The sequence below is a fragment of the Bacillus sp. A260 genome, from assembly GCF_009861435.1.
GTDB lineage: Bacteria > Bacillota > Bacilli > Bacillales > Bacillaceae_G > Bacillus_A > Bacillus_A cereus.
The window spans coordinates 1,217,742-1,232,786 of sequence record NZ_CP046398.1 but is presented as its reverse complement, the minus strand read 5'-3'; the positions used below and the strand labels follow the sequence as shown (position 1 = coordinate 1,232,786).

Here is a 15,045-nt window from a genome sequence, read left to right as displayed (position 1 = left end):
CCTATTCCCCTCCGTTCTCATTATATTTATATACTTTCGTTGCACGATAATATAAGTAAATTAACAGAACAGAGAATAGAACAACGATAATCGATAACGCAGATCCAAACGGCCAGTCACGTGCACCTAAGAATTGATTTTGAATAACGTTTCCGATTAATGCTACTTTCGATCCGCCCATCACGTCTGATACAACAAACATTCCGATAGAAGAAACGAATACTAAAATAGAACCAGTCGCAATTCCTGACATCGTCATCGGCACTGTTATATTCCAAAATGCCTTTATTGGTGTTGCTCCTAAATCATAAGCCGCTTCTAGCTTACGCTTATCCAGCTGCTCAATTGCTGCATACACTGGTAAAATCATAAATGGTAATAAAGAATAGACCATTCCGAGTATTACAGAAGGAGTATTATATAATAAATTTAACGGTTCACTAATAATGCCAAGCTTTAATAACAACGTATTCACAAGACCTTGTGAACGTAAAATAACAATCCATGCGTATGAACGAACAAGAAAGTTAATCCAAAACGGGATCGTTGCCAATAATAAAAGAATAGAGCGGTATTTGCGGTCAACAATTGTAATTGTATACGCAAACGGATAACCAATTAATAAACATATTACTGTTGTAATAACTGCGATCTTAACAGTTTCCCATAACGTTCCTAAGTACAATGGATCAAATACACGGGATATATTCTCCAGCGTAAATTGCATTTCTACTGTCCCGTAAGCTCCGCGCTGCATGAAGGCGAATCCTAATACGAATACGAGCGGGATTAGGAAGAAAATTAGCAGCCACGCGACTGTAGGTAGTGCGAGTAATTTCCCTTTTTTCAATTTAAGGTCACCTCGTCCTCTTGCTCCCAGCCTACATATACATTATCTCCAATGCTCCACTGCGCTGCCTCTTCAGCAGTTTGATATGCCATTAGTAATTCTGATGTTTTCTCATCACGTACATAAAGCTTCTCCATATTTCCGACAAACTCAATATCTTCAATATGTCCAAGATGGTATTCTTTTAAAATTGGTTCTTCAACCGAACGTACTTTTACATTTTCAGGGCGAATTGCTACATAGCCTTCCCCGTTCTTCACAATATTATTTTCACCGATGAATGTCGCAACGAACAATGTTTTCGGCTTATTATAAATTTCTTTCGGCGTTCCGATTTGTTCGATATGTCCTTTATTCATAACGACAATACGATCGCTCATGCTCATTGCTTCTTCTTGATCGTGCGTTACGTATATGAACGTAATTCCTAAATTACGTTGTAAGTTTTTCAATTCACGTTGCAAGTCTTTTCGTAACTTAAAGTCAAGCGCTCCAAGTGGCTCATCTAATAGTAATACACGCGGATTATTTACAATCGCTCTTGCAATTGCAACACGCTGCTGTTGTCCACCAGAAAGCTTCGCAGGTTTACGATTACGGAACTCAAGTAACTGCGTTAAACGCATTGCCTCTTCAGCACGCTCTTTCTGCTCTGCTGCTGATACTTTCTGCATTTTCATACCAAAACAAATATTCTTCTCTACTGTCATATGTGGGAATAGTGCGTAATGTTGGAACACTAGGTTCATATGACGCTTATATGGCGGCAAATCGTTAATTCTTTCATCATCTAATAAAAGATTCCCTTTAGTTGGAGTTTCAAATCCTGCGATCATACGAAGTAAAGTCGTTTTCCCGCAGCCACTCGGCCCTAAAATTGTTAAAAACTCTCCCTCTTTAATATCTAAAGAAAGAGGTGGGATAATCACTTGATTTCCAAAATGTTTTTCAACTGCTTCAACTTTAATAATCTTTTTCATTTTCCCGTCCTATCTACCTTAAATTTTAAATTTTTATATTCATGAATAAATATTTATGTTCTATAGACTATTTTTTGTTTCGATCCAAACAAAAATGGTTATTTAACAAGCGTTCGTTTCTATTCTTTATGTAGTATGTTTGATTCATTTTCGCATGATACATAACGTCGAACAGAAAAACCCCTTCCATTGCGAAGGGGCTATTATCATACGGCTACGCCTACTGATAAACACCATCATCATTTTAACAACTTTCGTATGAATTTTAAAGCACTTTTTGTAGAAGAGTAACGAATTTTCATGTCGAATGCTGTAGATTGGGCTAAAATGCTTTTATAATGTGAAAAAGTCCGAAAACTTTCTTTCCCATGATAACCCCCTAATCCACTACTTCCAACACCCCCAAAAGGTAAATATGGCGTGGCAAGATGATAGACAACATCATTAATACAGCCTCCACCATATGAAATATTACTCGTCACTTTCTTTTGTACTTCTTTATCTTCAGAAAATACATATAACGCTAACGGCTTCGGATGTTGCTGGATTGTGCCAATTACATCTTCTATGTTGTCGTACTCTATGATTGGTAAAATCGGACCAAAAATTTCATCTTCCATAACAGTATCTTTCCATGTAATATCCGCTAGTACTGTCGGTTCAATATGTAATGTATCTTTCTTATAGTTTCCACCAATTACGACTTGACCATCTTGTAAAAATCCACATAATCTTTCAAAATGACGCTCACTTACAATACGCACATAATTTTCATTTTGCAAAGGTTCTTTACTATACTGCTCTGTAATTTCATGTCGCAGTGCCTCAATTAGCTTTTCTTTCACGGAAGAATGCACGTACATATAATCAGGCGCTACACACGTCTGCCCTGCATTTAAAAACTTACCCCAAACAATTCTTCTTGCTGTCATCTCTATCTTTGCATCTTTATGTACAATACAAGGACTTTTCCCGCCAAGTTCTAAAGTGAGCGGCGTCAACTGCTTCGCTGCTGCTTCCATTACAACTTTTCCAACGCCAACACTACCAGTAAAGAAAATATAATCAAACGGTTCCTTCAGCAAAGATGTACTCTCTTCAACGCCACCTTCTACTACCGCTACAAGCTCTTCTGGGAATAATTCATCTAACATTCTCTTAAGCACTTTTGAAACGCTTGGTGTTAACTCTGATGGCTTTAAAACGATTGTATTTCCAGCTGCCAGTGCTCCTACAAGTGGTGCAATTGCTAATTGAAAAGGATAGTTCCACGGTGCAATAATAAGCGTCACACCATACGGTTCTGGCACTACTTTTCCTTTTGATCCAACATGAGTAAGCGCTGTTCGAACTCGTTTCGGTTTACTCCACGATGACATATGTTTCAATTGAAAGGAAATTTCTTTTAATACATATCCCACCTCCGTTGTAAACGACTCGTGAACTGACTTATTTAAATCTAATTTCAATGCCTGAAATATTTCTTCTTCAAAACGCTGAATGCCTTCATAAAGCTTCTTCAAATTATTCTTTCTCATTTCGATGCTTCTCGTATGCCCTTTTAAAAAATATTCCTTTTGCCTACTTACAATAGAGGAAATACTCATTCACTCACCTTCTCCCACTATTTTTATCCAATTCTTTCATTATTTATATAGACTTCATATATAACAAATTTCTATTCTTAAGGTTACATTATATATGACTTTTTCAGCTATATAAAATTCATTGCTCACAAAAAAACTACCGAAAGAAAATCTCCCGGTAGTTTTACAGTATTAACGATATAAACGAACAGCACCTGCAGAATTATCATCAGCTTGTCCTACTACTTCAAACTTCAGACCAAGCTTCGGTAAAATACGTCCTGCATCTGGAATCTGTTGATTAATATACGTTTTAGAATCATCAAACTTCGGTACGCCTGCTAAGCCATCATACGTAAATGTTCCACGCGTTGGAGATACGACTTTCCAAGCTGGCGTTTTGTCGAATGAGAACGCTGCATCAGCGATTTGGAATCGTGTACTACTCTTAACTGTCGGTTTACCATTTAAAGTACCAACAATTGCTTCTGGATGAGAATCAACTACACCAAGGAAACCGTGTCCTGGATGTACACCAACCCAGTTATCTGTATAAGCTGAATCTGCATACCATACAACCATACCAGTGTTAAATACTGGACCGCGAGCAAATTTCAACGCGTTATCTGCCCCAGCATAGTTTCTCCACTCAACATAGTAGTTATGGCTTTTCTTCTCTGTTCCGTTAGAAACAGCGAAACCATCTAATTTTAATTGTGGTGTACCTTCTGCGTCATCAGAGAATACTACTTTACCATCTACTGTTAATGAAGCATTATCAAGAGCGAATCCATTTAATGCTAAACCACCATCGGTAATGTAATCAAATGTTAATTTTACTTTCTTGCCTTTGAATTGACTTAAATCATATGATTTGTCAATCCATTTTCCATTTGTCGAATCTGCATTTCCACTATTTGCTTTCTCACCAAGTCTTTCAATTAACGTTTGTTGACCATCTTCTGTTACAGCGTGTACTTCAAGAAAATCATAACCTGCTTCAATCTCATATAATGACTTGAAATCAAATTTTGCATTCGTTGCATTCGTTAAATCGAACAACGGTGTTTCCATCTTCGTATGAAGATCGTCACCTTTTGTGCTGTAATAATATTGTTTACCAAATGCTGGCTCAATTGTTTTAACATCTTTATCTGGTAAGTTAACACGGATCATACCTGGTCTTGCTGATTTCGTAACACTTTGATCCAAATATGTCGCTAGACCGATACCTTTATTTAATTTCTCGTAATCTACTTCTACGATATTTGCCCAGTTACCACCGATTGTTTTTTGGAAAAACTCTTTATTTTGTGGTGAGAAACTCGTTGGCGTCGTTCCAGCGATTTTACCAGCCCAGCTTCCGCCACTCATAATAGACCAAGCTTCAATCGGCTCACCTTGACCACTATATTGTGTATCGTACTCATCTGGAAGACCTAAATCATGACCATATTCATGTGCGAATACACCAACTGCTCCATCTTCTGGTTCAATTGTGTAGTCGAATGCTGCCATCTTTCCACCCCAATATGGTACTTTCGCTTGTGTACCTTCAATTGGGAATGGCTTTGGTCCAACTGTCCAACGGTGCGACCAAATTGCATCATCGCCTAATTTACCACCGCCTGCTTCTTGTCCAACACCCGCATGAATAATCATTAAGTGATCGATTAAACCGTCTGGTTGATTTTTATTTCCATCACCATTTACATCATATTGATCAAATTGGTCGAACTCTGATAAATCAATACCACTATCTACAGCTGCTTTTAATGCATCTTTTACTAAATCACGTGGCCCTTTTGGTCCTTTATTATCATGGCCGCCGCTAGCAGCATCTGCACCGTAATCAGCAGCTTTACCAGGAACTGTTAACCATTTTGTAACTGTTCCGTCCACTGTGTAACTACCACCAGATTGCTCTTCGTAATATTGTTTAAACGTTTCAATTTTACTTCCATCATCTAATGTGAATGGCTCGTTGCCGAATAACATTTTTTCATAATGTTCTTTATTAAAATCGTTAGAATACATATATCCAGGCTCTTTGTCGATATTATTATGTTTAAAGTCAGCGTACTCTACAAGTAAAACGAGTACTTTGTCTTTACGAACTTCACCGTTATAGTCTTTTGGTTTCGCTGGAGAAGTTGGTACTTTACCATTTAGACCGCCTTTAACTGGACCTGTCGCTGCAGGTGTGCCTGTTGCTGGTTGATTTAATTTTTCTTTCGTGTCTGCTTTCGCATCTTTCACTTTCTTTAAAAAGTCAGATGCATCTTTCGTAAGTTGGTCCCCATTCGCTGCTTCTTTTCCAGGATTTTCACCCTTTTTGTTCTCTACATACTTTTCGACTGCTTTCTTTGTTTCTGTCTCTGAAGCTGACGAATCAATTACCCCACGTTTTTTTAGCGCATCTGCTAAACGTTCTTCCGGAATTAAGTGATCATCAACTGGGCTCGTAGCTGTTTTATTCGCAGGCGTTTCAGCATATGCAGATTGAGTGCCAACTCCGAATGAAAGGCCTAATACAGCTGTCAAAGCGATTGATGACAAAACTTTGAACGGTTTCTTGTTCATCCCTTATTTCCTCCCCTAATAAATAATATGTATTACAAATTGAATTTTATTAAAAATTCAATATTTTTTCAATATTTAGTCATATTATGTAATATTTTTAATATATTTGTAAAAATTTCATAGTTAGCATACGAATATATCACAATTCAACAATGTTTTCTGAAAATATTGAAAGTTTTTATCGAACAATTTATAATTTCCATAGAGGGAGTTTAATGGGGATTTTATCTTTGTTTCATCTACACAATATTTGATAATTCACTATATAAAACACAAAATCCAATTGCATTATCATGTATTCTGTAGCAGCAATTATGACCGATAATTAGGGAGGAATTACATTTGTACAAAGATAAGACAGACGCACTGGATCAAGAATGGATTGATTTAATACTTGAAGCTCTAGATGCCGGTATCGCCATGCAAGACATCGAGCAATTTTTCCAACGTATGAAGCCATCCAGTCAGGCTCAATAGGTTTGTTCTTTTTAACGAAGTTTATGTTATAATAATGACATCATAAGACAACTACATATTGATAGAAAGGTGCGCAAATATGATTGGAGAACGTATAAAACGCCTTCGTTTACAAAAAGGGATTTCATTAACTGAACTTGCCGAAAAAGCTGGCGTTGCTAAATCTTACATTAGTTCTATAGAACGAAATTTACAAAAAAACCCTTCCATTCAGTTTCTTGAAAAGATCGCAGCAGTTCTACAAATTCCAGTTGATACTTTACTTCATGATGAAACAACAAAGGAAACTAACCTAGACTCCGAATGGACACAACTCGTTAAAGATGCAATGAACTCTGGTGTCTCCAAAGAACAATTTCGTGAATTTCTTGAATTTACAAAGTGGAAGCAAAATAATAAATAGAAAGAAGTGCTTACAAGTAGCACTTCTTTTTCTTTATAAAAAAAGCGGGGGATACCCGCTTTTTTATTATTTTTCTTCCCCAGCTTCTTGGTTAGCATTGAATGTCCATTCTAAATTCAATGTATCACCTTGGAAGATATTTTGATCTTTTCCATTATCTACAAATTCAAATTGTACCCATAGATAATCCTCTGTACCAGCTGCTAATCCACCCTTTTCTCCCCACTCAGGAGCAAAGATGTCTTTAGCTAAAAGATCTGGATCAACTTTTTGTAAGTCTGCTAAAGTTGTTTCGTATACAGGCTCACTTTGTTTATCCCAGTTCCAAAGGAATTTTACTTTAACGTGCTTACCAAAGTCTTCACCAGCATTATCACCTTTTGCATCTTTAACAGTATACTTTGTTGCTAATTTAACATCTTTAATAGTTAACGAACCGCTGTTTTGTAATAAGAACTCTTTCTTAACAGAATCCCCTGGTTTTAAATCTTTAATATCTACAAGCGTCTTAGGGTTTAATGTAAGGTCTAACGTCCCAGCTGCAAATGTATTGTTTGATACTTCTTTATCGCTAAAGAATGCAAATGTTCCTCCACCAATTAAAGCTAACCCCAATGCTGCTGATGCAACTCCCATACCTAATTTCTTTTTCAGACTCACAATCAATTCCCCCTAGCTTTTTTTTATATTTTTATCACTTATTTTTCAATAAGAGATGTAAAGAAAACTATATTAGCTTAGCTAATATGTGTTCTTTTTTAAAAACCTTATGTTCATTATAACGAACAACCCTATATAAACACAACACATATTTATTAATATTTTCAGTTATTTTTATTTCTCAATATTATTTAGACTTTTCAGAAAAAAATGATGATAATTTATAACTTTTTTCACACTCAAATCATTTAATACTATAAGAAAAAAGAAAAACAAAGAGGTGAGGGCTAACGTTCCCTCACACTCGTATAAATATTACTAGTCTTGCTTATTCGTTCACTCTCTCTTACACCACATTCTTGTTTTCTAGCTGTTTCACTAAAGCAGTTCCTCCGCTTTCTTTTGCTCTTCTACTTTTTTCTGTTCTTCTACTTTTTTCTGTTCTTCTACTTTCTTCTGTTCTTCTACTTTCTTCTGTTCTTCTACTTTCTTCTGTTCTTCGGCTTTCTTTTGTTCTTCTACTTTCTTTTGTTCTTCGGCTTTCTTTTGTTCTTCTACTTTCTTTTGTTCTTCGGCTTTCTTTTGTTCTTCTACTTTCTTTTGTTCTTCGGCTTTCTTTTGTTCTTCTACTTTCTTTTGTCCTTCCGCTTCAATTGCAACGTTTAATTGTTGCTGAAGAGCCTGAATTTGCTCATCAATAGCTTTCAAGCTAATTTCTTTCTCAATATAGTCACGCTTCTCTTTGATACTGCGAAAGCCTTCATTTACATATATGGACACTTGCTGCATCGACTCATCTTTATTTACCTTTAATTCTTCTTGTATTTGATTGTAAGGAGCTTCTATTTCAGTATATACATTTTGCAGAGCTTCCTTCTCAGCAACAATTTTCTCACGCCCTTGTTGCCATACAGAAATCGCCTGTTTTATTTCTTCAATAGAAGTTGCTTTCAATTTCCCCTTCATCGTTCCATACTCACGCTCAATAAACTGTTTATGTTTCTCAGATTGCTCTTTTAACGTATTAACTGTTTTCGGAAATATAATTGCTGTAGAAAGCGTCGCTTCTACTTTCGTTTCATGAATGAACGCCGCTTCTGTATGCGTCATAATTTGAGATCCTAAATAAAACGTAATAGAACACATACACGGCAATATAAGCATCTTTTTAAAATTACGCGGTCGTTTCAGCATCTTAATCTCTCCCATCGAACATTACGTTCTTTATACAGAACATTATCTATATTATAGTAAAGAACTATTAAAATTGATAGACAAATACTAGAAAAATAGAAAAAGGGCTATCCATGTGATAGCCCTTTTTATTATTATCTTTCTTCACCTGCTGTTTGTTGTGCATCAAACGTCCAATTTAATTGTAACTTATCGCCTTGGAATTGATTTTGATCTTTTCCATTATCAACGAACTCAAATTTCACTTTGAATTTATCAGATTTACCTGCTGAAATACCTTTTTCATCCCAGAACCAAGCCGATAAATCATTATCTACAGCTGTAAGTGTGTCACCTTTTAATTTATCTAAAGTAGTTTGTTTCACAATTGTCTCATGCTTATCTACATTTTTTAAGAATGTTACTTTAATATGTTTACCAAAATCATCTTTATTATCTTTCTTTACATCTTCTACATTATAATCTGTTTTCAGTAGAACCTTTTTAATATCTAAAGAACCTTTATTTTCTAGTTTAAATTCTTTTTCAATTGTATCCCCAGGTTTTAAATTCGATACGTTAACAACTGTTGATGGATTTAATGCTAAATCCAGTGTTCCAGCCGCAAATGTATTGTTTGACACTTCTTTATCACTGAAAAATGCAAATGTTCCTCCACCAACTAAAGCTGCTCCTAATACTGCTGATGTAATACCCATTCCTAATTTTTTCTTTAAAGTCATGTCCATATCCCCTTAATATATATTTGTTAACTTCCTAAACGGAAAGTATAACCAAACGAACTAGACGGATTGTTCTACTTTTTTATCTTTCTTTTCTCCGTCAATGCTACGAATAGCACCAAAAATAGAAATAGCGGAATAACCAAGCAAAAAGACTCCTGGAATAATAAGAAGCAATGCTGCTCCCGCTTTTGAATTCGCATAATTCAGTAAATAACCAACATACGGAACTGTAATATCTGCATACTTTCCAACTACATTTTCTGCAAGTACTGGCTCTAAATCTGGTCCATTGTTGTTATCCCCTTTTGTTTCATACATTACTTTTCCATTTGTATCTTTCACACCGATAATACGGTGAGTGATAATTTTTTGATCTTTCTCTTTAAAGGTAATAACATCACCTTTTTGATATTTAGAACCATCTTTGTTTGGTTCTATTGCAATGATTGATCCTGTTAAAAACGTCGGCTCCATTGATCCTGAAAGAACGCTCTTAAATTGATATCCCATCACTGTCGGATCACCACCGCTTGCTTTTGAAGAAATAACTACAAAAGCTAAAAAAACCATCAATGCAAATAAAACAAATGAGATCGCGTTGCTAATTATCTTCCATATTAATTTCATCGTCTCTCTCCCTCTCCGTTGTTTTATATTATTTGAAGTATGCAATATCCACTTTGTTCTTTAACAAGAACACAAGTAAATGATATAACGAACTTTAAGTTATTGCAATAAGAAAATTTACAATTATTAGTTATTTAAGATATATAAAAAAGACTGTGCCAAAATTTTACACAGTCTTTTTATTAGTAATTTATTTACCTTCTGATTTCATTCCTTTTGTATTTCGGCGCAACACTACATATAAAATTGCTCCAAATAATATAATCGCACCTATCCCAACACTTATTACTTTCACATTTGAGTCTTTTACTTCAGGCATAGTTGTATCTTTTTTAGGCATCGTAAAAGTGACATCTTCTGTTGAAAGAACATTTACCGTCGCAATTGTTTGATTATTTTTCGTAATATCAACTGCACCAACTACCTCACCACGATGTATTCCTTTATGATATAAAGATTCTTTATCTAATGAAGCCGCCCGGAAAATAGTTTTCACATTTTTCCCTTCATCTTTCTTAAGCATAAGCTCCGCACTTTGTTCCAACTCAGAATTAACATCTTTATTTAAATATGTTGTTTTTTGATGCCAATTATGTTTATCAAGCACCATTTGCTTCGTAAATTGACCGAAAGAATATTCCGCCATCTGCTTCAAATCTTCATAAATTTCAGGTCTTTGAGAAGCCATTACTACGCTTATAATACGATTTCCATCTTTCTCATTTAATAAAACAAGTGTATTACGTGCTTCATTCGTAAACCCTGTCTTACCGCCAATGCTATATGGATTTTCAAAAAAATTAGATTTATTAAAAATAGACACCGTCTGCCTAGACGTCGTAACTGTCGTTCTTTTCGTATTCATCGCTTGTAAAATTTCAGGATACTTTTGCACACCCTTCGTAATCATAGCCATATCATACGGCGTCGTATAATGGTTCGGATCATGCAATCCATTCGGTGTTACAAAGTGGCTATCTTTCGCTCCTAATTGCTTCGCTTTCTCATTCATCATATTAGCGAAATTCTCAACACTCCCGCCAATCCGCTCCGCAATCGCATACGACACATCATTCGCACTCAGCACCATTAAAATCATAAGCGCAGTATTTCTATTAATTGTCTCTCCAGGTTGAAACTCAATTTGATAATTACTCTTCTCTTGATCTAATGCTAATTGTGAAAATGTAAATTGATCCTCTGGCTTTGTATGCTCCATGAGTAAAATCGCTGTTAACACCTTCGTCGTACTAGCAGGATATGCTCGGTGATATGCGTTTTTATCATACAAAACATCTCCTGTTTTCGCATCAATTGTCGTTGCAAACTGACTAAAAACATTCGGTCCTTCCGCAGGTGGTGGTGCAACTTGTTCTGGATTTACTCCAATATTCGTCTCAGCACGCAATGTTATGGGCGTCAAAAAAAACGAACAAATAACTGTAATAAAAACCAAAATTTTCTTGAAATTTACCATATGACTCTCCCTTTTCCATTTACTCCTTAACAAAATAATAAATCTACCAATCATATGTAATTTGTATTATATTGGAAGAAATTTCACTATTTTTTACTATATCATACTTTTACGATAAAGAACATAAATATACAATAAAAATAAGAAGGAATTACTCTTTCTTATCCTTCTCATCAATCAACGAATCTATTAACTTTTGACTAGCTTCCTCGGGCGTAATCTCATCTGTTATTCCCATAAACGACCAACCTTTAGAATCGATCCACTCAACAAACTCTTGTAAAAATTCATCATGTGTAACATCCACATCAAGAATCGATCCATTAATCGAAATCGTTCTATTTTTAGACACGCGCATCTTGAACGTTTTTCTTACCATTACAACTTTTCTCCCTCTACTTCTGAATATTTATAAAGTGAAACTTTCATCAACCCTCACGAATCGGACTTTTACGGGCATTCCGACCCGAACCTAACTTCTTTACTTTTGCTGAATTTCGAGGTAAGGGATCTTACTGCCCGCAAATAGCGAGATAAAATAATCATGTATCTCTGTTATACATGATTTTCAGTAAATTGTAAAAAGGATATATTGGCCAATTTAAATAGCAAAAATGAAAATCTCTTACCTACGTAAACGTAATACGACATACAATCGCTCATAAATTATTAAATAAATCCATAAAAATATACACTTTAAAACATAATTGAGTAAGCCATTCTAGTCTTTTGGAAGATATTATCTAAAATAGTATACTAAACGGATAAAGGATATTTGAATAAAGAAACTGAGGCCCTCTATTTAGCTGGATTCTTAAGTTGTAGACTTAAAGACTGATGCCTGAATTCATATTTAATTTCTATTTCTGTACATCATATCGTAAGAAAGAAGGTAGTACTGTGAAAACAACAGAAAATTTTACTGACAGGGCCGATATATATGCAAAATATCGCCCTAGTTATCCTAATGAATATATTGATTACTTGCTTTCAGCTAACCAACTGAAAGGGAATCGGATTGTGGCTGATATTGGTTCAGGTACGGGGATATTTAGCCACCAGCTGCTTGAAAGTGGTTTACATGTTATTGGAGTTGAGCCAAATGATGATATGAGAAAGATGGCTGAGCAATCATTAAAACTATATTCTCGTTTTCAATCCATAAAAGCAACTGCTGAAAATACCACTTTAAAAGAAAATAGTGTAGATTTAGTAACTGTTGCCCAAGCATTTCATTGGTTTGATAAAGAGGCTTTCAAAATCGAATGCCAACGAATTTTAAAACAAAAAGCAAATGTTGCACTTGTTTGGAATAGTAGAGATTTAACTAGTCCACTTATTAAAGAGAATGCAGAAATTTGCCAGAAAACCTGTCCAAACTTTAAAGGCTTTAGCGGTGGAATAGATGAAACTCCAGAAGTATTTAACAACTTTTTTAAAGATGGAAAGTATGATTTTAAAGAATATCAAAATGATTTACTTTTTGATTATGAAGGGTTTTGGGGAAGGAATTTATCAGCATCTTATGCTCCGAAAGAAAATGACGAACAGTATAAAAACTTTATTTTTCTCCTATCAGAGCTATTCGAAAAATACAGTAAAGATGGAAAAATTATTCTCCCGAATTTAACACGAAGCTATCTAGGCAATGTATAAACAGCCTGATACAAAGAGACATTGAACGGAATTAAAACAAGCTTAACCCCTCCCTGAATGTAGAACGAGGTTAGGCTTGTTTTGCATTTTACCACATCAAATTCAAATGACTTTCGTACAATAAAGTAGAATATATTAGAAAACACCTTAAACTGAGGAGGAACTCAATGGCGCGTTGTACGTATTGTAAAACGAAGTGGAAAGTAAAAGATGTATGGTCAATACTCGTGACATTTGAAAAAGATTGTCCGTATTGTTTTGGGAGGCAATATATGTCTAATGATACTTTTCATCAAGCTAACGCCGCTTTACCACTGTTATTTTTATGCCCTTTAATTGTTGATTTAAGCGATGAAAATCCTTTAGATAAATACCGGAAATAATATAACAGCTACATTCAAAAACTACTTTTTACTGAATTTTCTTCTTATCATTATCCCTCCATTACTAGCATAATCGCTTATACTTTCCCTTTTGAAGATTCTGTAGCTCAGCAGGAAGAGCGTCCCCTGGACAAGGTTTATCAATTATGACTTTAATAAACGATGATATATGTATACTGTTAAGCATAAAAAATTAGCATTAAGTTCCACTCAAATATTAATTGAAACCCAACACTACTTGTATTCTGTAATTCAGAATACAAGTAGTGTTTTTTATTATGCATTTTTGCATACAGTATTGTTTTCTCTTGTAAATAGATAATAATGGTATATAATAAAATCAACGTTTTACCAATAAAAGGTAATAAAGAGTAGTGGGATAAGCAAATAACCAAAACGTATTAACAGATTTGCTCTATGTAAATCATGATACATATATGGAATCAAAACTATGAAATTATATGTAGAGGTTAGATTACTACTAGATGAAAGATTCATAGCGAATACACTCGAGAAAAAAAGCGTTCGATTAGATTAATGTTATAAAACTACTTAATGTGATATCTATGGAACGAATTGAGAATATACTTAGGGGGAATTTCAAGTGAAAACATTTAGTAAAGTATTATTAACAGGAGCTTTAGCTTTAGGCGGTTTAACGGTTATGAACATTGAAACACCAAAAGCACATGCTGACGAATGGGATGGTTGTCATTACATTTGTGGTCCTGGTGAAACGGTGAACGGTGTTACAGTTCAGGTACACTCTACACAAGTTACTTTTGGTAACAGCGTAATTGCAAGAATTACAAATGACCGAGCTGAAGAAATTCATTACAATGTCAGCCTTGAAAAGAAATATGGCGATAGATGGGGAGAATTTGAAACCAACTTCCGTTGGCAAAATCAATGGGTCCCAGCTGGAAGCAATGATGAAATTGCAACTTTCACAGGATATGGCGATGATATTTATGAGGATGGAACATATCGTTATAAAGTCGAAATAAAAGGCGCTGACGGTTCTATTGATACAATTTACACAGCAGGAATGACAGTTACAGGACGATAGCTTATGAACAAGCTCCATTATTTATGATTGTATTTTTGAAAATATCATTGATAATTGCGTTGATATTATTATTAAAATAAGCTCTTCGGGGCTTATTTTTTTATACAAAAATTAGAATATAAATATTCAGAAAATTACATCTTTACACCATTAAAGTTTGTTGCTATTATAGGAATACATCAAATGTTACAATACCCAACAAATTGTACAAATCCTCCGATTACACGAATGAAATGAAAATACATTGCTGATGGTAACATTTATAGTTGGGATCCCGTAGCTCAGCAGGGAGAGCGCCACCTTGACAGGGTGGAGGTCGTGAGTTCGAGCCTCTCCGGGGTCATATAAAAAAGAGACACCATATCAACCTTCTAC

15 protein-coding genes and 1 tRNA gene are annotated in these 15,045 nt (G+C 35.0%); 6 read left to right on the top strand and 10 right to left on the bottom strand.

Translation table 11 applies throughout. The features are described 5' to 3' along the window. Window position 1 precedes the first annotated feature (1 nt). From potB to inhA1, 4 genes are all read right to left on the bottom strand, one after another. Window positions 2–850 carry a spermidine/putrescine ABC transporter permease PotB gene (gene potB, locus GD442_RS06295; RefSeq protein WP_000715500.1) on the bottom strand — a complete coding sequence of 283 codons (849 nt, stop codon included), beginning with the start codon at window positions 848–850 and terminating at the stop codon, window positions 2–4. Continuing rightward, window positions 847–1,830: a spermidine/putrescine ABC transporter ATP-binding protein PotA gene (gene potA, locus GD442_RS06290; RefSeq protein ID WP_000720333.1), complete on the bottom strand. Its 984-nt coding sequence runs from the start codon at window positions 1,828–1,830 to the stop codon at window positions 847–849. Before potA ends, potB begins: the two co-directional genes overlap by 4 nt. Window positions 1,831–2,069: 239 nt before the next feature. Next, on the bottom strand, window positions 2,070–3,437 hold the full coding sequence (locus GD442_RS06285; protein ID WP_086407903.1) for an aldehyde dehydrogenase: 1,368 nt from the start codon (window positions 3,435–3,437) through the stop codon (window positions 2,070–2,072). Between the two features lie 171 nt (window positions 3,438–3,608). Next, the gene (inhA1, locus tag GD442_RS06280; RefSeq protein ID WP_086407902.1) at window positions 3,609–5,999 is read right to left on the bottom strand and encodes a M6 family metalloprotease immune inhibitor InhA1; all 2,391 of its coding nucleotides are present in this window, start codon (window positions 5,997–5,999) and stop codon (window positions 3,609–3,611) included. 342 nt (window positions 6,000–6,341) lie between these two features. On the opposite strand from inhA1, the gene GD442_RS06275 reads away from it, so the two are divergent. After that, entirely contained in the window at window positions 6,342–6,476 is a 135-nt protein-coding gene (locus tag GD442_RS06275; RefSeq protein WP_000276219.1) for an anti-repressor SinI family protein, read from the top strand. 79 nt (window positions 6,477–6,555) lie between these two features. Continuing rightward, window positions 6,556–6,879 (top strand): helix-turn-helix domain-containing protein, encoded by a 324-nt coding sequence (locus GD442_RS06270; RefSeq protein ID WP_000578884.1) that lies wholly within the window; start codon window positions 6,556–6,558, stop codon window positions 6,877–6,879. Between the two features lie 66 nt (window positions 6,880–6,945). Here the strand turns inward: GD442_RS06270 and calY are convergent, their stop codons facing one another. From calY to GD442_RS06240, 6 genes are all read right to left on the bottom strand, one after another. Continuing rightward, window positions 6,946–7,539, bottom strand: coding sequence for a biofilm matrix protein CalY (gene calY, locus GD442_RS06265; RefSeq protein WP_000053714.1), 594 nt, complete (start codon window positions 7,537–7,539; stop codon window positions 6,946–6,948). A 378-nt stretch (window positions 7,540–7,917) separates the two neighbouring features. Further along, window positions 7,918–8,733: a DUF4047 domain-containing protein gene (locus tag GD442_RS06260; RefSeq protein ID WP_159365063.1), complete on the bottom strand. Its 816-nt coding sequence runs from the start codon at window positions 8,731–8,733 to the stop codon at window positions 7,918–7,920. A 134-nt stretch (window positions 8,734–8,867) separates the two neighbouring features. Next, window positions 8,868–9,455, bottom strand: coding sequence for a CalY family protein (locus GD442_RS06255; protein WP_000172852.1), 588 nt, complete (start codon window positions 9,453–9,455; stop codon window positions 8,868–8,870). A gap of 60 nt (window positions 9,456–9,515) precedes the next feature. Next, on the bottom strand, window positions 9,516–10,085 hold the full coding sequence (gene sipW / locus GD442_RS06250) for a signal peptidase I SipW (RefSeq protein WP_000767792.1): 570 nt from the start codon (window positions 10,083–10,085) through the stop codon (window positions 9,516–9,518). A gap of 190 nt (window positions 10,086–10,275) precedes the next feature. Further along, window positions 10,276–11,562 (bottom strand): D-alanyl-D-alanine carboxypeptidase family protein, encoded by a 1,287-nt coding sequence (locus GD442_RS06245; RefSeq protein WP_000247031.1) that lies wholly within the window; start codon window positions 11,560–11,562, stop codon window positions 10,276–10,278. 151 nt (window positions 11,563–11,713) lie between these two features. Then, complete coding sequence (locus GD442_RS06240) at window positions 11,714–11,941, bottom strand: hypothetical protein (protein WP_000251854.1); 228 nt, start codon at window positions 11,939–11,941, stop codon at window positions 11,714–11,716. 521 nt (window positions 11,942–12,462) lie between these two features. On the opposite strand from GD442_RS06240, the gene GD442_RS06235 reads away from it, so the two are divergent. From GD442_RS06235 to GD442_RS06220, 4 genes are all read left to right on the top strand, one after another. After that, window positions 12,463–13,218, top strand: coding sequence for a class I SAM-dependent methyltransferase (locus tag GD442_RS06235; RefSeq protein ID WP_000858662.1), 756 nt, complete (start codon window positions 12,463–12,465; stop codon window positions 13,216–13,218). Window positions 13,219–13,385: 167 nt separating this feature from the next. Further along, window positions 13,386–13,601, top strand: coding sequence for a hypothetical protein (locus GD442_RS06230; protein WP_000090222.1), 216 nt, complete (start codon window positions 13,386–13,388; stop codon window positions 13,599–13,601). Window positions 13,602–14,205: 604 nt separating this feature from the next. Beyond that, window positions 14,206–14,670, top strand: coding sequence for a hypothetical protein (locus GD442_RS06225; protein ID WP_000847516.1), 465 nt, complete (start codon window positions 14,206–14,208; stop codon window positions 14,668–14,670). A gap of 270 nt (window positions 14,671–14,940) precedes the next feature. Next, window positions 14,941–15,013: transfer RNA gene (locus tag GD442_RS06220), tRNA-Val, on the top strand. Window positions 15,014–15,045: the final 32 nt, after the last annotated feature.